The 18,704-nt window shown below is 71.9% G+C and carries 14 protein-coding genes; 12 read left to right on the plus strand and 2 right to left on the minus strand.

Annotated features, from left to right (window positions below; translation table 11 throughout):
• Window positions 1-589: 589 nt before the first annotated feature.
• The 6 genes from ACIPN7_RS03545 (at window position 590) to ACIPN7_RS03570 (ending at window position 8,415) form a co-directional block, all read left to right on the plus strand.
• Window positions 590-1,918, plus strand: coding sequence for an ABC transporter substrate-binding protein (locus tag ACIPN7_RS03545; RefSeq protein ID WP_400538031.1), 1,329 nt, complete (start codon window positions 590-592; stop codon window positions 1,916-1,918).
• 2 nt (window positions 1,919-1,920) lie between these two features.
• Window positions 1,921-2,907 carry a carbohydrate ABC transporter permease gene (locus ACIPN7_RS03550; RefSeq protein ID WP_400538033.1) on the plus strand — a complete coding sequence of 329 codons (987 nt, stop codon included), beginning with the start codon at window positions 1,921-1,923 and terminating at the stop codon, window positions 2,905-2,907.
• A complete protein-coding gene (locus ACIPN7_RS03555; protein WP_400538035.1) occupies window positions 2,904-3,806 on the plus strand; it encodes a carbohydrate ABC transporter permease in 903 nt (300 codons plus the stop codon). The genes ACIPN7_RS03550 and ACIPN7_RS03555 overlap by 4 nt, the downstream gene beginning before the upstream one ends.
• Before the next feature lie 5 nt (window positions 3,807-3,811).
• Window positions 3,812-4,516, plus strand: a complete 705-nt coding sequence (locus tag ACIPN7_RS03560; protein WP_400538037.1) for a hypothetical protein — start codon at window positions 3,812-3,814, stop codon at window positions 4,514-4,516.
• A 48-nt stretch (window positions 4,517-4,564) separates the two neighbouring features.
• Window positions 4,565-6,943, plus strand: a complete 2,379-nt coding sequence (locus ACIPN7_RS03565; protein ID WP_400538039.1) for a rhamnogalacturonan lyase — start codon at window positions 4,565-4,567, stop codon at window positions 6,941-6,943.
• Between the two features lie 158 nt (window positions 6,944-7,101).
• A complete protein-coding gene (locus ACIPN7_RS03570; protein WP_400538041.1) occupies window positions 7,102-8,415 on the plus strand; it encodes a serine hydrolase domain-containing protein in 1,314 nt (437 codons plus the stop codon).
• 29 nt (window positions 8,416-8,444) lie between these two features.
• Here ACIPN7_RS03570 and ACIPN7_RS03575 read toward each other — a convergent pair whose 3' ends face one another.
• The gene (locus tag ACIPN7_RS03575) at window positions 8,445-9,473 is read right to left on the minus strand and encodes a LacI family DNA-binding transcriptional regulator (RefSeq protein ID WP_400538043.1); all 1,029 of its coding nucleotides are present in this window, start codon (window positions 9,471-9,473) and stop codon (window positions 8,445-8,447) included.
• Between the two features lie 69 nt (window positions 9,474-9,542).
• Here ACIPN7_RS03575 and ACIPN7_RS03580 point away from each other — a divergent pair, with 69 nt between their 5' ends.
• On the plus strand, window positions 9,543-9,905 hold the full coding sequence (locus tag ACIPN7_RS03580) for an L-rhamnose mutarotase (RefSeq protein WP_400538045.1): 363 nt from the start codon (window positions 9,543-9,545) through the stop codon (window positions 9,903-9,905).
• Between the two features lie 86 nt (window positions 9,906-9,991).
• On the opposite strand, the gene ACIPN7_RS03585 is transcribed toward ACIPN7_RS03580, so the two are convergent.
• A complete protein-coding gene (locus ACIPN7_RS03585) occupies window positions 9,992-11,437 on the minus strand; it encodes an APC family permease (RefSeq protein WP_400538047.1) in 1,446 nt (481 codons plus the stop codon).
• Window positions 11,438-11,668: 231 nt separating this feature from the next.
• On the opposite strand from ACIPN7_RS03585, the gene ACIPN7_RS03590 reads away from it, so the two are divergent.
• The 5 genes from ACIPN7_RS03590 to ACIPN7_RS03610 all read left to right on the plus strand — a co-directional run bounded on the left by ACIPN7_RS03590 (window position 11,669) and on the right by ACIPN7_RS03610 (window position 18,584).
• On the plus strand, window positions 11,669-13,189 hold the full coding sequence (locus tag ACIPN7_RS03590; protein ID WP_400538049.1) for a sugar ABC transporter ATP-binding protein: 1,521 nt from the start codon (window positions 11,669-11,671) through the stop codon (window positions 13,187-13,189).
• The gene (locus ACIPN7_RS03595) at window positions 13,186-14,211 is read left to right on the plus strand and encodes an ABC transporter permease (protein WP_400538051.1); all 1,026 of its coding nucleotides are present in this window, start codon (window positions 13,186-13,188) and stop codon (window positions 14,209-14,211) included. Before ACIPN7_RS03590 ends, ACIPN7_RS03595 begins: the two co-directional genes overlap by 4 nt.
• Window positions 14,208-15,203 (plus strand): ABC transporter permease, encoded by a 996-nt coding sequence (locus ACIPN7_RS03600; RefSeq protein ID WP_400538053.1) that lies wholly within the window; start codon window positions 14,208-14,210, stop codon window positions 15,201-15,203. Before ACIPN7_RS03595 ends, ACIPN7_RS03600 begins: the two co-directional genes overlap by 4 nt.
• 11 nt (window positions 15,204-15,214) lie before the next feature.
• Window positions 15,215-16,240, plus strand: coding sequence for a rhamnose ABC transporter substrate-binding protein (gene rhaS / locus ACIPN7_RS03605; protein ID WP_400538055.1), 1,026 nt, complete (start codon window positions 15,215-15,217; stop codon window positions 16,238-16,240).
• A 409-nt stretch (window positions 16,241-16,649) separates the two neighbouring features.
• Window positions 16,650-18,584 (plus strand): N-acetylmuramoyl-L-alanine amidase, encoded by a 1,935-nt coding sequence (locus ACIPN7_RS03610; RefSeq protein ID WP_400538057.1) that lies wholly within the window; start codon window positions 16,650-16,652, stop codon window positions 18,582-18,584.
• Window positions 18,585-18,704: the final 120 nt, after the last annotated feature.

Below are 18,704 nucleotides of genomic sequence, written 5' to 3' on the forward strand. Positions count from 1 at the left end.
GCCCGGCTGCTGGCCGCCCGGCGTCGAACGTAGGCAGGGTCGCGCTATGAGCTCTCATGAGCCGACTGCTCCTACGTTCGACCGGCCCGATGTGGCCCCGGCCGGCGGCAGGGGGGCGGCAGGGTGGCGGCAACGGCGTGTCGACCCGTGGCCGCGGGGTTGGTTGCGGAATCCGCGCTGAGAACGCCACCAACTCTGCGCTCGCCGCAGGGCAGCGGTTGGCGCTGACCACCGCACGCGGCCAGTGTCGTGCTGCCCGACGTCGGCTGGGTGCGCGCCGTCGAACGTAGGCCTGGTCGGCTCATGGGAGCTCATGCGCCGACAACTCCTACGTTCGGCTGCCCGGCGGTGCCCTCGGCGAACGCCCGTGCCCTGTGGGACCGCAGTCCCGCCCCCTCGGCACTCAGCAACCCGGCCCCGGGGAGGGCGCCCACCGCTCCGGTAGCGGCCCGCCCTCCAACGATGCAGTTCGTTACGAATTCCTGACCTGGGGCTCTGGACAACGCTTCCCGGAGCGGTATTGTATCGATTCAGTCGGCGGTCGAGGATGCAGCCGGCCACCAGCAGCACACAGAGCAAGGAGGCTCACGTGGTCCGCACACGCACCACCACAAGGACGGCGGCCGTCCAGGTCACGGCCCTCGCAGCGGCTTCGGCCCTGGCCCTCTCGGCCTGCGGCGGCGGTACGACCGCCTCGGCCGAGGCAGCGCCGGTAGCCACCGACCGGGACATCGAGCTGTCCCTCGTCTGGTGGGGGGACGACGACCGCGCGGCCCGGTACGAGGAGGCGGTGGCGCTCTTCGAGGAGGAGCACCCCAACATCGACGTCCAGACGCAGTTCCAGGCCTGGGACGACTACTGGACCGCTCGCAGCACCGAGGCCGCTGGCCAGACCCTGCCGGACGTGTTCCAGATGGACCTCGCGTACATCCACCAGTACGCGTCGAACAACCAGCTGCTGGACCTGTCGAACCAGCTCGGCGTGAACCTGCAGACCGACGACTTCGACGAGACGGTGCTCGCCTCCGGCTCGGTCAACGACGGCCAGTACGGCATCCCGACCAGCACCAACACCCTCGGCATGTTCCACCACGACGACCTCCTGGAAGAGCTCGGCATCGAGCCGCCCGAGGAGGGCCTGACCTGGGACGAGTACGACGCCTGGCTCCGTGAGGTCAGCGCCGCGGGCGCGGACCACGACCCGCAGATCTACGGCGGTACCGACTACACCGGCACGCTGTGGCTGTTCATCCAGTGGCTGGTCCAGCAGGGCAAGACGGCGTTCGGCGACGACGGCATGCCGGCCTTCGACAAGGCCGACCTCGTCGCGTGGGCCGAGCGTACCCAGCCGTTGCGCGACGACGGCGTGTTCTTCCCCGTCGAGCGGGCCAAGCAGGTCGAGCCCCTGACGGGCATGCAGGTGGGCCAGGCCGCTACCGAGATGACCTGGGACAACATGCTGGCCGGCTACTCGGCCGGCGCGGGCAGCGAGAACCTCGACCTGCTCCCGGTGCCGACCGGCGCCGACGGCTCGGCGCAGTTCTGGAAGCCGTCGATGCTGCTCTCGTCGTCGGCGACGACACAGGAGCCGGACGCCGCTGCCGCGCTCATCGACTTCCTCGTGAACGACCCCGAGGTGGGCAAGATCTTCGGCACCTCGAAGGGCGTGCCCGCCGTGGCGGCCCAGCGCGACGCCATGGAGGTCGAGGAGGGCTCGATCGACAGCAAGATCGTCGGCTACGAGGAGCACGTCGCCGAGCGCGTCACGGAGGACACCCCGCTGCCCGTCGAGGGCTACGGCGTGGTCGAGGCCGAGTTCAAGCGGCTGGGCGAGGAGCTGTCCTACGGCAACATCACGCCGGAGGAGTTCGCCGACCAGTGGTTCCAGAGCGCCGAATCGAACCTCGGCGGGTCCTGACCATGTCCGCGACCACCACCGAGCGCGGGCGCTCGGCCGGGCGCGGCGGCGTGCGGGGGACGGCGACGTCGTCGTCCCCCGCGCGGGGCGGCGGCAAGCCGCGGCGCGACCGGTCCGACGTGAAGGCCGGGTACGCGTTCCTGTCCCCGTGGCTCCTCGGGTTCGTGCTGCTGACGGCCGGCCCCATGCTGATGTCGCTGTACCTCGCGTTCACCGACTACAACCTCTTCCGGGCCCCGACGTTCGTCGGCATCGACAACTTCACCGCCCTGTTCGCCGACCCGCGGTTCCTCAAGTCCGCTCAGGTGACGGCGGTCTACGTGCTCGTGGGCGTGCCGGTCAAGCTCGCGGCGGCCCTCGCCGTCGCCCTGCTGCTCAATGCCAAGCACCGCGGCCAGGGCGCCTACCGCTCGATGTTCTACGCGCCGTCGCTCATCGGGGCCAGCGTGTCCGTGGCGATCGTCTGGCGCGCCATGTTCATCGACGACGGCATCGCCGACCAGGTCCAGCAGTTCTTCGGCCTGCCGGCCGGCGGCTGGGTGGGCGACCCGAGCATGACCATGCCGATGATGATCCTGCTGGCCGTGTGGCAGTTCGGCGCACCTATGGTGATCTTCCTGGCGGGGCTCAAGCAGATCCCGGCCGAGCTGCACGAGGCGGCCGCCGTCGACGGCGCCGGGCCGATCCGCCGGTTCGTCTCCGTGACCCTGCCGATGCTCTCGCCCGTGCTGTTCTTCAACCTGCTGCTCGAGACGATCGGTGCGTTCCAGGTGTTCAGCTCCGCGTTCATCATCTCGGGCGGCACGGGCGGTCCCGCCGACTCGACGCTCTTCTACACGTTCTACCTCTACCTCAAGGGCTTCACGGAGTTCCGGATGGGGTACGCCTCGGCCATGGCCTGGGTGCTCGTGCTCGTGGTCGGCATCATCACCGCCGTCCTGTTCCGCACCTCGCGTGCCTGGGTCCACTACACGGGAGACGTGCGATGACGACAGCGACGACAACCGCCCCGAGCGCCGCCCCGACGCGCTCGCCGAGTACGACGGCGACCCGGCGCAAGCGCCTGCGGTCCGCCGTGTTCCACGTGCTCGTGATCGCCGTCGCCGTGGTGATCCTGTACCCCGGCGTGTGGATGGTGATGAGCTCGTTCAAGCCGAGCGGCGACATCGTCGGCAACGTGAACGTGTGGCCCGAGACGTGGACGCTGGAGAACTACACGTCGGCGCTGAGCGGTATCGGCGGCGTCTCGTTCTGGACGTTCGTGCTCAACTCGCTGATCCTCGCGGTCGGGTCGGTCGTGGGCATCGTCCTGTCGGCCACCGTGTCCGCCTACGCGTTCGCGCGGATCAGCTTTCCCGGCCGCGGCGTGTACTTCGCGGTGATGATCGGCACGATGCTCCTGCCGTTCCACGTGGTGATCATCCCGCAGTACATCCTGTTCAACTCCATGGGCCTGGTGAACACGTTCGTGCCGCTGCTGGCACCCAAGTTCCTGGCCACGGAGGCGTTCTTCGTCTTTCTCATGGTGCAGTTCCTGCGGGGGCTGCCGCGCGAGCTCGACGAGGCGGCGCGGATCGACGGCTGCGGGCACTGGGGCATCTTCCGGCTCGTGCTGCTCCCGCTGATGCGGCCGGCGGTGATCACCAGCTCGATCTTCGCCTTCATCTGGTCGTGGAACGACTTCCTCGGCCCGCTGCTCTACCTCAAGCGGCCCGACACGTACCCGCTGCCCATCGCGCTGCGGCTCTACGTGGACCAGACGTCGGTCTCCGACTACGGCGCGCAGATGGCCATGGCCGTGCTCGCTCTGGTGCCCGTGCTGCTGTTCTTCGTGGTCTTCCAGCGGTACCTGGTGGACGGCGTCGCGACGCAGGGCCTCAAGGGCTGACCACCGTGAACGCACAGGAGCAGGCCGACGGGTCCGCCGCGCCGCCGGCCCGCGGACGCCGCGCGGCCGGTGAGGGCTGGTTCCCCCTGCTGGGGGAGACCCTGCTGACCGGGCTGCTCGTGCTCGCCGGCAGCCTGCCCGTCGTGACCGCCCCGGCGGCGCTCGCCGCCGGGGCCGCGCACCTGCGGCGACACCTCGGCGGGTACGACACCTCCGTCCGGTCCTTCTGGCGGGACTGGCTGGCAGCCGTGCGCGGGCTGTGGGTGCTGGGCGTCCTGGTGCTCGTCGCCGCGGTCGCGGTGACGGTCAACACCGGGCTGACGGCGTCGGCCGCGCTGCCGGGCGCGTCGGCCGTCCGGTGGGTCACGTGGGCCGCCGCGGCCTGCGCCTCGGTGGTGCTCGTGCGCACCGCGGCGGCGTGGTCGGACGGCGAGCCCGGGCCGGGTCCCGGGGCCGACGTCGGGGCGGGTGCGGAGACCGGAACCGGGCCGGGCACCGTCGGCAGCAGGACCGTGTGGCGGCTGCTGGCGCGCGGGGCGGCCCGCTCCCGCGACGATCTGGTGGGTTCGGCGCTGCTGCTGGCGGCGCTGGTGATGTGCGTGGTGCTCGTGTGGATGTTGACGCCGCTCGTCGTGGTGACGGGTGGCCTGCTCAGCCTGGCGGCGGTCGCCGTCGAGACCCGGCGCGCGCTGCCGCGCCCGGTCGACTGAAAGTGCGCACGTCTTCGTGAGATCGAGAATTCAGAGAGGAATTCGACAATGATCCCGAGAACCATCCGGACCGGAGCCGTGCTGGCGACGGCACTCAGCCTCGGCATGAGCGGGGTGGGCGCCGTGGCGTTCGCGGCCACCGCCTCGACCGCCGTCCCGGCCAGCACCCTGACCACGGTCCCGGCCGCCGAGGCGACCACCGCCCAGGGCGACCCGGCCGCGAAGGGCGGGCGTCCGACGTCGGGCACCACGGGCACCGAGAAGCTGGGCCGCGGGCTCGTGGCCGCCGCGACCAGCGAGGGCGTGTTCCTGAGCTGGCGCCTGCTCGCGCCCGAGGTCACCGGCCACACCGACGCCGGGCTGAAGGGTCCGGGCTTCGCGGTGTACCGCGACGGGCGTCGCGTCGCGACGGTCACGGGCGCGACCAACTACCTCGACGCCGCGGGCACGGTGGACGCCCGGTACCGGGTGGTGCCGCTGAGCGGGCCGAACGCGGGCCGGGCGGCGTCGGCCGACGTGTGGGGCGACGGCCACCTGGACATCCCCCTGAACAAGCCCGCCGACGGCGTCACGCCCGCCGGCGAGGCCTACACCTACCGCGCGAACGACGCCTCCGTGGCGGACCTCGACGGTGACGGCGACTACGAGGTCGTCGTGAAGTGGGACCCGTCCAACTCCAAGGACGTGTCCCAGGTGGGCTATACGGGCAACGTCTACCTCGACGCCTACGAGCTGGACGGCACGCAGCTCTGGCGCATCGACCTGGGCGTGAACATCCGCGCGGGCGCGCACTACACGCAGTTCCCTGTCTACGACTACGACGGCGACGGCCGCGCCGAGCTCATGGTCAAGACCGCCCCCGGCACCCGGGTGACCACGTACCGGGACGGGAAGCCGGCCGGTCAGCGCTACGTGCCGATCGCCAAGGACGACCGCGCCGCCGGAGTACGCGACACGGACGACTACCGGATGTCCGCCGGGGACTACTACGAGCACCTCGTGGACACGTTCCGTGGCTGGTCCACGCGCCCGGAGGTCGTCTCCGGTCAGTGGCCGGCCACGCTGGAGGAGGCGTGGGGCATCGACACGCGGTGGACCTACCCGCTGTCCGACGCCGACGCCCGCGCCGCCGTCGACCACTTCGTCGACGTCTACGCGCCGTCCCGCTCGACGCGCAACCAGCTCCGGCTGTTCGAGGGCTTCGTGATCAGCGGTCCGGAGTACCTCACCGTCTTCGACGGGCTCAGCGGGCGCGCGCTGGAGACCGTCGACTACGAGCCCGGGCGCACCGACGACGGGCTCCGCTGGGGCGACTACGCGATGGCGCGCATCGAGCCCGGCAACCGGGTGGACCGCTTCCTGTCGGGGGTCGCGTACCTGTCCGAGGGCAAGGCCAGCGCGATCTTCGCGCGCGGCTACTACACGCGCTCGACCATCGCTGCGTACGACTGGGACGGCAGGCACCTGACGCGGCGCTGGCTCGCCGACTCGGGCTGGACGCCCATGTCCAACCCGTTCAACGACAGCCCGCACGGCGTGCCCGGCACCTCGCCCGAGTGGGGGAGCATCACCACGCAGGGCTTCCACTCGCTGTCGGCGGCCGACGTCGACGGTGACGGCCGGCAGGAGATCGTCTACGGGTCCGCGACGCTCGACGACGACGGCTCGCTCCTGTACTCGTCGTTCGAAACGCTGCCCGAGGGCTCCGCGAACCCGGGGGCGCGCGCCGGGCTGGGCCACGGCGACGCCATGCACGTGACCGACATCGACCCGGAGCGGCCGGGGCTGGAGATCTGGACCGCGCACGAGGGCGCCACGTGGGCGCCGTACGGCTCCGCGATGCGTTCGGCCGAGGACGGCGAGGTGCTGTTCGGGCAGTACTCCGGGCGGGACACCGGCCGTTCGATGATCGGCGACGTGCTGCCGGACGTGCCGGGCATCGAGGTGTGGGCGTCCATGCCGGACGGCACCCTCGGGTCGGGCACGCTGAGCGCCACGGGTGAGCAGGTGGCGACGTCGACCATGGGGACCAACCAGTCCGTGCGGTGGGCCGGCGACGGGACCACGCAGGTCGTGGACGGCGCGGACCCGGCGACGCCGACGATCCGCGACTGGTCGCGCGGCGTGGTCGCGACCCTGGACGGCACGCTGACCAACAACGGCACCAAGGGCAACCCGTCGCTCGTGGCCGACGTGCTCGGCGACTGGCGCGAGGAGGTGCTGGTGCGCACCACGGACTCGACCGCGCTGCGGCTGTTCACCACCACCGAGCCCAGCGACATCGCGCTGTACACGCTCATGCAGGACCCGCAGTACCGCGTCGAGGTGGCGCGGCAGCAGACGACGTACAACCAGCCCTCGTACCCGAGCTTCTACCTGGCCTCGGACACGGACTGGTCGACGGTGCCGATCCCGGGCCGGGGCTGAGATCGGCTGAGGAGGGCGGGCCGGCCGGTCGGCCCGCCCTCCTCAGGGAGGTCCCACCCTGGGCGGAGGCGATGTCCAGGATGTCCTTCGTGCGGGGGATCCGTCCGCCGTCCGGCCCCCAGCAGACTGACGGGGTGCCGAGACGAAGGAGCATCCCCATGAGTGCACACCGCCGAGTCAGGGCAGCCCTGAGCGTGGTGGTCGCCGGAGCCCTGCCGCTCACCGGCGCGGGCATGGCGACGACGGCGTCCGCCACCGCGGTGCCCGCGACGCCCGCGGTGACCGCGGAACCCGACGAGAGCGCGGCGCCGTCCGCCGCGGCCGCGATCGACGACCCGCTGGCGCTGACCCGCCAGGTCCGGGACGCGGCCGACCAGGCCGCGTCCGCCCCCGCCGCCCGTGCGCTGACCACCGACGCGGGCATCCGCCGCGAGCTCGACCGGGCCGTCGCCGGCCTGGTGGACGACGGCGCCGTCGCCGTCACCGCGCGCGTCGAGACGCCGGACATCACCTGGTCGGGCGCGGACGGCGTCCGCGAGCTGGACGGGCACGCCCGCGCCCGCACGAGCGACCCGTTCCGCGTGGCGAGCAACACCAAGCCCATGATCGCGACGCTGGTGATGCAGGAGATCGAGAAGGGCACCTGGACGCTGGACACGAGCGTCGAGGACGTGCTGCCCGGCGCCCTGCCGCGGGACGTGACGATCGAGCAGCTGCTCAGCCACACCTCGGGCGCCCCGACGGCGTCGGAATACCTGATTCTCGACAAGATGCAGGACCCGACGGACATCGACGAGTACTTCGCGGTGCTGGGCGAGCACTACTCGGACGGCGACCACGTCCGGGCGGCACACACCGCGCCCTGGATGCTGGAGCCGGGCACCGGCTTCTCCTACTCCAACGCCGGGTTCGTGACGCTCGGCATGATGCTGGAGAAGGTGAACCGGACCGACCTCGACGAGCTCCTGGAGGAGCGCGTGTTCGAGCCGGCCGGCATGCGCCGCAGCGACTACCCCGAGAGCCCGCAGAAGCGCGGGCCGTTCCTGCACGACGCCGCGTACACGGGCGCCGACGGCGCGGGCTGGTACTCGGTCGAGCACTTCGACCCGACGCTGTTCCGCGCGGCGGGCGCCGTGACCAGCACGACGAAGGACCTCGCGGCCTTCAACGAGGCCCTGGTCACCGGCAAGCTGGTCGAGCCGGAGACCGTGACCGACATGCTGACCCCGCGCAGCGCCGAGGGGATCGAGTACGGCCTGGGCACCTACCGCCTGCCCGACCCGTGCGTGCCCGGCGAGTACCTGTACGGGCACGACGGCGCGAGCTTCGGCGCGCTGAGCGTCAACTTCACCTCGCTCGACGGGGAGCGGCAGCTCTCGTTCGGCGTGACCGGGCGCAACGTCACGGCGGACCCGGAGGCGCTGTACGACCTGAGCGACCTGCTGGTCCCGATGTTCGAGGCGACCTGCTGAGACTCACCCCGCCCTATCTCGCTGCGGTTCTACTTCGGCGGGGTGGGGGAGCTGGAGCCGCGGACCACCAGCGTGGGCTGGAACATCACGTGCTCGGCCGCGGCGTCGGGCCCGTCGAGCAGGAGGTCGGCGGCGCGGACCCCGATCTCGTGGGTCGGCTGCCGCACGGACGTCAGCGGCGTGGACAGCTCGGCGGCGAAGGCGACGTCGTCGTACCCCACGACCGCGACGTCGGCGGGGACGGCGATGTTCTCCGTGCGCAGCGTGCGCAGTACGCCGAGCGCGACGAGGTCGTTGACGCAGAAGACGGCGGTGGGCCGGTCGCCCGACGCCAGCAGCCCGCGGATCGCGGCCTCCCCGCCCTCGGCGTTGAGGCTGGACACCGTGATCTCCACGAGCGCGGTCGCGGGGTCGAGCCCCGCGGCGACCAGCTCCTTGACCACGCCCTCGTGCCGGTCGGCGCACTGCCGGATCGTGTGCGGGCCGTTGAGGAACGCGATGCGTGTGTGTCCCTGGTCGAGCAGGTGCCGCGCGGCGAGCTCGCCGCCGCGCACGTCGTCGACGGCCACGGACGAGATGCTCGGGTCGGACGACGGGCGGTCGAGCAGCACCACGCCGGTGCCACGCCGGCGCACCGCCAGGAGGTGCTCGATGTCGTCGGTGGCCGGCACCACCATGACGCCCTGCACGCCGTGCTCCTCGAACAGGCGCAGGTAGCGCTGCTCACGCTCGGGGTCGTCGTCCGACGACGCGACCATGAGCGTGAAGTCGTCCTGGTCCAGGCGCTGCTCGATACCCCGTGCGACGTCGGTGAAGAACGGGTTGGCGATGTCCAGCACGATGGCGCCGACCGTGGTGATGGTGCCCGCGCGCAGCTGCCGGGCCGAGCCGTTGCGCACGAAGCTCAGCTCGTCGATCGCGGCCTCGACCCGCTCGCGGGTGCCGGGCAGCACCCGCTCGGGACGGTTGAGCACGTTGGACACCGTGCCGACGGAGACGCCGGCGGCGCGGGCGACGTCGGCGATGGATGCTCGGCGGTGAGCGGCCGGCTGGGTCATGGAGCGCCTCCTTGCTTCGGGCTACATTATGAACCGTTTCAGGCCGCAGGTGGTCGAGGAGGACCAGACATGTCGAGCAACACGGCGGGCGCACGCGTCTGCTTCACGTCGCGGGTGCGGGCGGACCGGTTGGCCGAGTACCGGGCGGCCCACGCCGCCGTCTGGCCGGAGATGCTCCGCGCCCTGCGCGACACGGGCTGGCGGGACTACCACCTGTTCCTGCGCGACGACGGTCTGCTGGTCGGCATCCTGGTGACCGACGACTACGCGGCGGCGCAGCGCGGGATGGCCGCGACCGAGGTCAACGCGCGCTGGCAGGCGGCGATGTCGGGCTTCTTCGTCGACGAGGGCAACCCGGACGACAGCTTCGTGCTGCTGGACGAGGTGTTCCACCTGGAGGCCCAGCTCGCCGCGCTGCCGGACGGCTCGTAGCGGGTCCGCGTGATCTTCGAGGCCTGAGTTTCTCCGCTCTGACGGCCGTCAGAGCGGAGAAACTCAGGCCTCGAAGGTGACGTCGGCTAGTTGACGCCGCCCTCCGGCTCGTTGAGGGCCTCGATGTCGGTGATCGCGGTGCGCTGGCCGACCAAGCGGTTCGTGATCCACGTCAGCAGCCACAGCACGAGGCCGATCCCGAGGAGCCAGCCCGCGATCGTGTAGGTGAGCGGGTCGCGCCCGGTCCACGGGCCCACGAAGAACGCGCAGGCGATCGCGCCGATGACCGGCAGGACCGTCGGCGCCACGAAGTGCCTGCGGTCGATCGGGTCGCGCCGCAGCACCAGCACGCAGACGTTGACGATGGCGAACACGCCCAGGAGCAGCAGCGCCGTGGTGTCGCCGAGCGCGGCGACCACGTCGTTGTCCGGGTCCCGGCTGACGAAGTAGATCAGGCCGAAGGAGATCGCCGTGGTGACCAGGATGGCCACCCACGGCGTCTGCCGCCGGGCACCCACCCGCCCGAGCACGCCGGGCAGCACGTTCTGCTTGGCCATGCCGTACAGCAGGCGGCTGGCCATCAGCATGTTGATGAGCGCCGAGTTGGCCACGGCGAACATCGAGATGAACGGCAGGATGTCGCCCGCCGGGATGCCCGGCGCCGCGGTCTCGACCACGGTCACGAGCGGGGTCTCGCTGTCCGCCAGCACGCCGACCGGGACGATCGCGACGGCGAACAGGGAGACGAGCACGTAGATGACGCCGGTGATGCCGATGCCGGTGATCATCATCTTGGGGAAGTTCTTGACCGGGTCGTGCGTCTCCTCGGCCATGTTCACGGAGTCCTCGAAGCCGACCATCGCGAAGAAGGCGAGCGCGGTCGCGGCCGTCACGGCGAAGAAGGCGCCCTTGTCGTTCGGGTCCTCGAACACGATGGTCCGGGAGAAGTCGACCTCACCGGCGAACGCGGCGTAGAAGCCGATGAGGATCACGAGCAGCAGGCCGGACAGCTCGACGAGCGTCAGGAAGATGTTCGCCTTGACGCTCTCGCCCACGCCCCGCAGGTTCACGGCCGCGACCACACCCATGAAGACCAGGGCGACGGTGATGACGAGCGTCGAGTTCTCGGCGTCGAGCCCGAAGCCCACCGCGAGGTTCGAGGCGAACGCCCGGGACGCCGTCGACGCGGACGTGATGCCGGAGCACATGACGGTGTAACAGACCATGAAGGTGAGGATGTGGACCCCGAACGCCTTGTGCGTGTAGAGCGCCGCGCCGGCAGCCCGGGGGTACTTGGTCACCAGCTCCAGGTACGAGAAGGCGGTGATCAGCGCGATGGCGAAGGCGACGATGAAGGGCGCCCACGCCGCACCGCCCACCTGCGCGGCCACCTTGCCGGTGAGCGCATAGATGCCGGTACCGAGGATGTCGCCCACGATGAAGAGCAGGAGGAGCTTGGGCCCCATGACCCGCTTGAGCTCGGTCGGTTCCTCGCCGAGGGCTGCGTGCTCCTCGGCCGTTGGCTGGCTCATTCCGTCGCCTCCGTTCTGAGGCGGCACGTCGTCGGGCCACCTCCGTACGCTGCGGGCAGTGATCACCCCTGATCGGCCAAGGGTTCCGCAACGGGCACGACTCGGCAACGGACGCGCCGCAAGTTCTTGACGCTCTGACCTGGCAGGTCTATCTTCCGAAGTATCTGTTTGAACGATTCAAACGCCAGATAGCGGTCAATGCAGACCGCCCGCACATCTCGACGGAGAGACATGCAGAACGCCGCACCGACGCTGCGCCTGGAGGGGGTCGCCAAGTCCTTCGGGCCCGTGGCCGCGCTCCGCTCGGGCACCCTGGTGGTGCAGCCCGGCAGCATCCACGCCCTGGTCGGCGAGAACGGCGCGGGCAAGTCCACGCTGGTCAAGGTCGTGGGCGGCGTGCACCGCCGGGACGCGGGCGTGGTCGAGCTCGACGGCGAGCCCGTGGACTTCACGGGTCCCGCCGAGGCCAAGGCGGCCGGCGTCGCCGTCATCCACCAGGAGCCCGCGAGCTTCCCCGACCTGACGGTCGCCGAGAACATCTACCTCGGCCGCGAGCCCCTGGGCCGGTTCCGCCGCATCGACCGGCGCGCCATGCGCGCCGGCGCGCGCGAGCTGTTCCGGGACCTCGGCGTGGACCTCGACCCGGACCGCCCCGCGGAGGGCCTGTCCATCGCGGACCAGCAGATCGTCGAGATCGCCAAGGCGATCTCCCTGGACGCCCGGCTCCTGGTCATGGACGAGCCGACGGCGGCGCTCAGTGCCGTCGAGGTGCGCCGCCTGTTCGCCGTCGCCCGCGGGCTGCGCGACGCAGGCCGCGCCGTCGTCTTCATCTCGCACCGCCTCGACGAGGTCGCCGACCTCTGCGACACCGTCACCGTGATGCGCGACGGCGAGCACGTCTCGACCGACCCGGTGGCCGACGTGACGGCCGACGAGCTGGTGCGGCGCATGGTCGGGCGTGCCGTCTCCGACCTCTACCCCAAGGTCCCGAGCACGCCCGGCGAGGTGGTGCTCCGCGTCGAGGGGCTGCAGTCCACCGGCACCTTCCACGACGTGTCCTTCGAGGTCCGGGCGGGCGAGATCGTGGGCCTCGCGGGTCTGGTCGGGGCCGGGCGCAGCGAGATCGCCCGCGCCGTCTTCGGCGTCGACCGGTACGACGCCGGGCGCGTCACCCTGGGCGGGCGGGCACTGCGTCCGGGCGACCCGACCGCGGCCATCGCCGCGGGCCTCGCCCTCGTCCCCGAGGACCGGCGGCTGGAGGGCCTGGTCACCGAGTCCTCCGTGGCCCGCAACGTCTCCGCGGTCTCCCGACGCCGCCTGGCCCGCCTGGGCATCCTGCTGCCCGACGCCGAGGCGCGCCTCGCGCGCGACTGGTCCGGCCGGCTGGCGGTGAAGGCCGGGGCGCTCGACGCCGTGGCCACGACCATGAGCGGCGGCAACCAGCAGAAGGTGGTGCTGGCCAAGTGGCTGGCCACCGGCCCCAAGGTGCTCATCGTCGACGAGCCCACCCGCGGCATCGACGTGGGCACCAAGGCCGAGGTGCACCGGCTGCTGTCCACGCTGGCCGCCGAGGGGTTGGCGGTCCTGATGATCTCGTCCGAGCTGCCCGAGGTGCTGGGCATGGCCGACCGCGTGCTCGTGGTCCGCGAGGGGCGCATCGTCGCGGCGCTCGACCGGGCCGAGGCCACGCCGGAGGCCGTGATGCGCGCCGCGACGCCGGGTGCGTCGTCCGAGCGGGGTGACGCCGCATGAGCGCCCTGCTGCGCCGGCGCGAGGCCGGCATCGCCCTGGCCCTCCTGGTCGTGATCGGCGTGACCACCGCGATCCAGCCCGGCTTCCTGCTCAGCTCGGGCGGCTGGCGGGACCTGCTGCTCACGCCCGCGATCCTCGTGGTGCTCGCCGTGGGCCAGGCGGTGGTGGTCATCACGCGCAACGTCGACCTCTCGGTGGGGTCGATGCTCGGCCTCACCGCGTACCTGACGGGCCGGCTGTTCATCGAGGCGCCCGACCTGCCGGTCGTCGTGGTGGCCCTGGTCGCCGTCGCGGCCGGGGCGGCGCTGGGCCTGGTCAACGGCTCGATCGTGGCGTTCGCCCGCGTGCCGGCCCTCGTGATCACGCTCGGCACGCTGTACGTGTACCGCGGCGTGGCCTTGACCTGGGCGGGCAGCGACCGGATCGACGCCGGCGACATGCCGCGCGCGTTCCTCGCCCTGGGCACGCGGCAGGTGCTGGGCATCCCGGTGCTGACGCTGGTCGCCGCCGTCGTGCTGGCCGTCGTCGGCTACTACATGTACACCGCGCGCGGTGGGCGGCAGCTCTACGCGATCGGGTCCGACCCCGACGCCGCCGAGCTGCAGGGCCTGCCCGTCCGGCGTCGGCTGCTCGGGGCGTTCGCCCTGAACGGGGCGCTCGCCGGGCTGGCCGGCGTGATGTTCGCCGCCCGGTACGGCACCGTGTCGTCCGGCGCGGGGGTGGGCCTGGAGCTGCAGGTCGTGGGCGCGGTCGTGGTGGGCGGCGTCGCGATCTTCGGCGGCAGCGGCACCGTCGTCGGGGCGGCCCTCGGCGCGATGCTGCTGCTCACGATCAACCGGGCCCTGCCCGTCGTGGGCATCCCCGACTTCTGGCAGCGCGCGGTGGTGGGCGCGCTCATCATCGGCGCCATCGCGCTGGACCGGCTGCTGGCCCGGCGGCGGTCGCACCGCCTCGCGGCCGAACGAGATACCGACCAACCCGGCGACGCCGGCCCGGCCGACCGCGAGGAGGCGAACCGATGAGGACCCACGCCCGCCCGTGGTGGCAGCGCGCGCTGCTCACCCGCGAGATGCTGACGATCCTGATCCTGGTCGCGGCCTGGGTGGTCGCGTCCGCGACCGTGCAGGGCTTCGACGGCCCGCTCACCATCACCTACCTCGTGCTCGACGTCGCCCCCGTGCTGCTCATCGCCCTGCCCATGACGCTGATCATCGCCACGGGCGAGATCGACCTGTCGGTCGCGTCCGTCGTGGGCCTGTCCAGCGTGACCTTCGGGCTGCTGCACCAGGCGGGGTTCGGCCTGGGGGTCGCCCTGCCGGTGTCCGTGCTGCTGGGCGCGGTGTGCGGCGCCGTCAACGGGGCGCTGGTCGCGTACGGCGGCCTGCCGTCGCTGGCCGTCACCATCGGCTCGCTCGCCCTCTACCGCGGGCTCGCCGTGGGCCTCCTGGGCACCACGGCGATCACCGACTTCCCCGAGTCCTGGACCGACGGCGCCACCGAGAACCTCGGGGAGTCGCCCTGGCCCGTGATCACCCTCGGCCTGGTCCTGATGATCGCCGTCTTCGCGGTGCTGCTGCACGCCACGCCGTTCGGCCGGAACGTGCTGGACATCGGCCGCAGCAGCGAGGCCGCCCGGTTCTCCGGCGTCGACGTCAAGCGGACCCTCCTGATCCTGTTCGTGCTGTCCGGGGCGGTCTCGGCGCTCGCGGGCGTCTACTACACGCTCCGTTACGGCAGTGCCCGCGGCGACAACGCGACCGGCCTGGAGCTACAGGTCGTGGCGGCGGTGCTCCTGGGCGGGGTGTCCATCTTCGGCGGACGCGGCGCGATCCACGGCGTGGTCGCGGGCGTGCTGCTCATCGGCGTGCTCAGCAGTGCCCTCCGGCTGGAGGGGGTCACCGTCAACGTCATCAACATCGTGATCGGCACGGCGCTCGTCGTGTCGGTGGTCGCGCCGCGCATCGCGGGCGGCCTCAGGGTCCGACGGCGGAGCGCTGTCGGGCACGGAAGCTAGGGAGACGAACGATGAGGTTCACATCTGTGCTCGCGGCCGGCACGGCCGCTGTGCTCGCACTGGGGCTGACCGCCTGCGGCGGCGGAGACGACGAGGGCGGTGACGGCGCCGGCGGCGAGACCGAGGGCGCCACCATCACCATGCTGCCCAAGAACTTGGGCAACCCGTACTTCGAGGCGTCCACCGCGGGCGCGGAGGAGGCGGCCGCCGAGCTGGGGGCCACCGTCGACGAGGTGGGGCCGGACACACCGACGCCCGACTCGCAGGTGCCGTTCATCAACACCGCCGCCCAGCAGGGTGTGAGCGCGCTGGTGATCTCGGCGAACGACCCGACGGCCATCGGCGACGCGCTCGACGAGGCGCGGTCGGCGGGCACCAAGGTGGTCACGTTCGACTCGGACACCGAGCCGCAGTACCGCGACCTGTTCGTCAACCAGGCCTCGGCCGAGGGCATCGCGGACAAGCAGCTCGAGCTCATCTCCGACCAGATCGGCGGCGAGGGCGAGATCGCGATCCTCTCGGCGTCGGCCAACGCGACCAACCAGAACGCGTGGATCGCGATCATGGAGGAGAAGCTGGCCTCCGACTACCCGGACATCGAGCTCGTCGAGACCGCGTACGGCGACGACGACGACCAGACGTCGTTCGACAAGACGGCGGCGCTGCTCCAGTCGCACCCGGACCTCAAGGGGATCGTGTCGCCCACGACCGTGGGTATCGCCGCGGCGGCGCGCTACGTGTCGACGTCGGAGTACAAGGGCAAGGTCGCGGTCACCGGCCTCGGCACACCCAACCAGATGCGCGAGTACGTCGACGACGGCACCGTCGAGGCGTTCGCGCTGTGGAACCCGACCGACCTGGGCTACCTGGCGACGGAGGCCGCCGCGGCCCTGGTGGCGGGCGACATCACGGGCGAGGAGGGCGACACCTTCGAGGCCGGCCGGCTCGGCGAGTACACCGTGGGGGCCGACGGCGAGGTGCTGCTCGGCGAGCCGTTCGTGTACGACAAGAGCAACATCGACGACTTCGACTTCTGACCGCCGGAGCCGGCCGTGGCGCCGGGCTGCGCCGGGCCGGATCTTGGTGTCCGGGCTGCTCCTCTTTGAGGCCGGGGTTGCTTCGCTTTCAGACCGTTCAAAGCGGAGCCACCCCGGTCTCAAAGGGGAGTTCGTGCTGCCCACGGCGACTACCACGCCCGCCCGGGGCCACCGGGTGATCCAGGCGGTATCCAGGGAAAGATCACCCGCTCCACAGGGGTGAAAAGGGGCACCGTCCTGCCTGGTCAGCACTAACGTCTCCCTGTTCTTCGCGTCAGCCGCGCACCGCGCGGCCGGCGCGTTTCGATGCGAGGAGGACACAGTGGTTCGGCACGCGGCAGCACCGACATCCCGGACGAAGCAAGGCCCCCGGCACGGCGCCGGCAGGACGACGCTCGCCGGGACCGCGGTGGGCAGGACGCTCATCCTCGGCGTGGCGCCGGCGATGGTGCTCGGTGGCGCGCTCGCCCCGGCGGCGACGGCGCTGACGGCGCAGCCGTCCCTGGAGCCCGAGGGCATCTCGGCCCCCGCGGACTCCGCGCTGCCCGACGCGGGCACCACGGAGGCGCAGGTCGAGACCGTCGAGGTCGCCGCGGCCCCGGTCGAGGAGACCGCCGTGGTCGAGGACGTCACCGGCGCCGACCCCGAGGCGGCCGCCGGGACCGCCACGGCGGCGGACGGCGCCGTGGTGCTCGACACCGCCGACACCGACGGGCGGATCGCCGGCGCCATCGAGGTGCCGGACGGGTTCCAGACGGTCGGGCTGTCCTGGCCGGCCGAGATCGACCACGTCGTCCCCGAGATGCAGGTGCGCACCCGGGCCGCCGACGGGACCTGGAGCGACTGGAGCCACCTGGAGAAGTCCACGGACGACGCCGACGGCGGCTCCGCCGTCGTGACCTCCGCCCCGGTGTACGTGGGCGAGGCCGACGCCGTGCAGCTCGCGACGGTGGACCAGGCCGCCGAGTTCCCGGAGGGCGTGGAGCTCAGCCTGGTCTCGTCGGCCCAGGTCACCACCGCGGCGGCGACCACGTCGGGCACGGTCGCGCCGTCGGCCGCGACGGCCGGCCCCACGATCATCACGCGCGAGGAGTGGGGCGCCGCGCCGCGCTGCCTCGAGCCGGGCACCGGTCCCACCTGGTTCCCCGCCGAGGGCGGCCTCAAGGCCGCGGCCGTGCACCACACCGTGAACCCGAACGACTACGCCACGGTGGCCGAGGCCATGCAGGCCATCCGCAACGACCAGGCGTACCACCAGCGGACGCACGGCTGGTGCGACATCGGCTACAACTTCCTGGTCGACAAGTGGGGCAACATCTACGAGGGCGCCGACGGCAGCATCGAGGAGCCGATCATCGGCGCCCACACCGGCGGCTTCAACACCGGCACGGTCGGCGTCGCGATGATCGGCACCTACACGACGGCGGCGGGCGTCACGCCCACGACGGCCCAGCGGGACGGCGTGGCCAAGATCATCGGCAGCCGGCTCGCGGAGTACGGCATCAACCCGGACGAGTCGACGGTCCTCACGGCCGCCGGCCACACGGACGGCGGCCGCTACTACGCGGGCGACCAGGTGACGCTGCCGCGGGTCTTCGGCCACCGCGACACGCACCAGACCGAGTGCCCGGGCGAGCTCGCCTACCCCCTGCTGTCGGGGATCCAGGACCAGGCGGCGGTGTACGCGAAGCAGTACGCCGAGGTGGGGGAGCAGTCGAAGAACTTCGTGCAGGCGATGTACCAGGACTACCTCGGCCGGCCGGCCACCGCGACCGACATCGAGAGCTGGGCCTACCGCGTGTCGGTGGACGGTCCGGGCGTGCTGGCCGACGGCATGGCGAAGTCGGACAACTACCGCAAGGTCCGCATCGCCCAGGCGTTCCAGGCGACCCTCGGCTACACGCCGTCGGCCACCCAGACGGCCAACTACCTCGCCATGGTGAAGCAGAAGACGCGGACGATCGACGAGATCGAGCCGTACCTGATGGGCACCTCGACCTACTACAAGCACGTGGGCGGCACCGACGCGAAGTACGTGACCGCGCTGTACCAGCACATCCTGCACCGCCCGCCGACGTCGGACCAGCTCAAGCACTGGATGCCGCGGCTGAACACGCTCGGGCGCGCGGGCGTGGTCCAGGCGCTCTGGGACAACCCGCAGGCCGTGCGGTTCCGCGTGGTCGCCACGTACGAGCACTACCTGGGCGCGCCGCCCACCACCGCGCAGGCCGACACCTGGGTGAAGCGGCTGACGGTGGCCGGCACCACCGAGGACGAGGCCACGCTGCGCCGCGCGATCGTGGTGACCACGAAGTACCTGGCCGCGGCGGACGCGAGGTACTGACGACAGGTGGCCCGGGTGGGCGGTAGTTGGGGGGGGGGGGGGGGGGGGGCGGCGGCCGCCGGGGCCCGCGGACCCGACGCACCCCCCCCCGCCGGGGGGGGGGGGGGGTGTGGGGTGGGG

It is taken from the genome of Promicromonospora sp. NPDC090134, assembly GCF_044746965.1.
Taxonomy (GTDB): Bacteria; Actinomycetota; Actinomycetes; order Actinomycetales; family Cellulomonadaceae; genus Promicromonospora.

Excerpts from the sequence above, each read along its gene's own strand:
- ACIPN7_RS03550 (WP_400538033.1), top strand. The coding sequence starts at position 1,921 with ATGTCCGCGACCACCACCGAGCGCGGGCGCTCGGCCGGGCGCGGCGGC.
- ACIPN7_RS03555 (WP_400538035.1), top strand. The coding sequence starts at position 2,904 with ATGACGACAGCGACGACAACCGCCCCGAGCGCCGCCCCGACGCGCTCG.
- ACIPN7_RS03565 (WP_400538039.1), top strand. The coding sequence starts at position 4,565 with ATGATCCCGAGAACCATCCGGACCGGAGCCGTGCTGGCGACGGCACTC.
- ACIPN7_RS03570 (WP_400538041.1), top strand. The coding sequence starts at position 7,102 with ATGAGTGCACACCGCCGAGTCAGGGCAGCCCTGAGCGTGGTGGTCGCC.
- ACIPN7_RS03575 (WP_400538043.1), bottom strand. The coding sequence starts at position 9,473 with ATGACCCAGCCGGCCGCTCACCGCCGAGCATCCATCGCCGACGTCGCC.
- ACIPN7_RS03580 (WP_400538045.1), top strand. The coding sequence starts at position 9,543 with ATGTCGAGCAACACGGCGGGCGCACGCGTCTGCTTCACGTCGCGGGTG.
- ACIPN7_RS03585 (WP_400538047.1), bottom strand. The coding sequence starts at position 11,437 with ATGAGCCAGCCAACGGCCGAGGAGCACGCAGCCCTCGGCGAGGAACCG.
- ACIPN7_RS03590 (WP_400538049.1), top strand. The coding sequence starts at position 11,669 with ATGCAGAACGCCGCACCGACGCTGCGCCTGGAGGGGGTCGCCAAGTCC.
- ACIPN7_RS03595 (WP_400538051.1), top strand. The coding sequence starts at position 13,186 with ATGAGCGCCCTGCTGCGCCGGCGCGAGGCCGGCATCGCCCTGGCCCTC.
- ACIPN7_RS03600 (WP_400538053.1), top strand. The coding sequence starts at position 14,208 with ATGAGGACCCACGCCCGCCCGTGGTGGCAGCGCGCGCTGCTCACCCGC.
- rhaS (WP_400538055.1), top strand. The coding sequence starts at position 15,215 with ATGAGGTTCACATCTGTGCTCGCGGCCGGCACGGCCGCTGTGCTCGCA.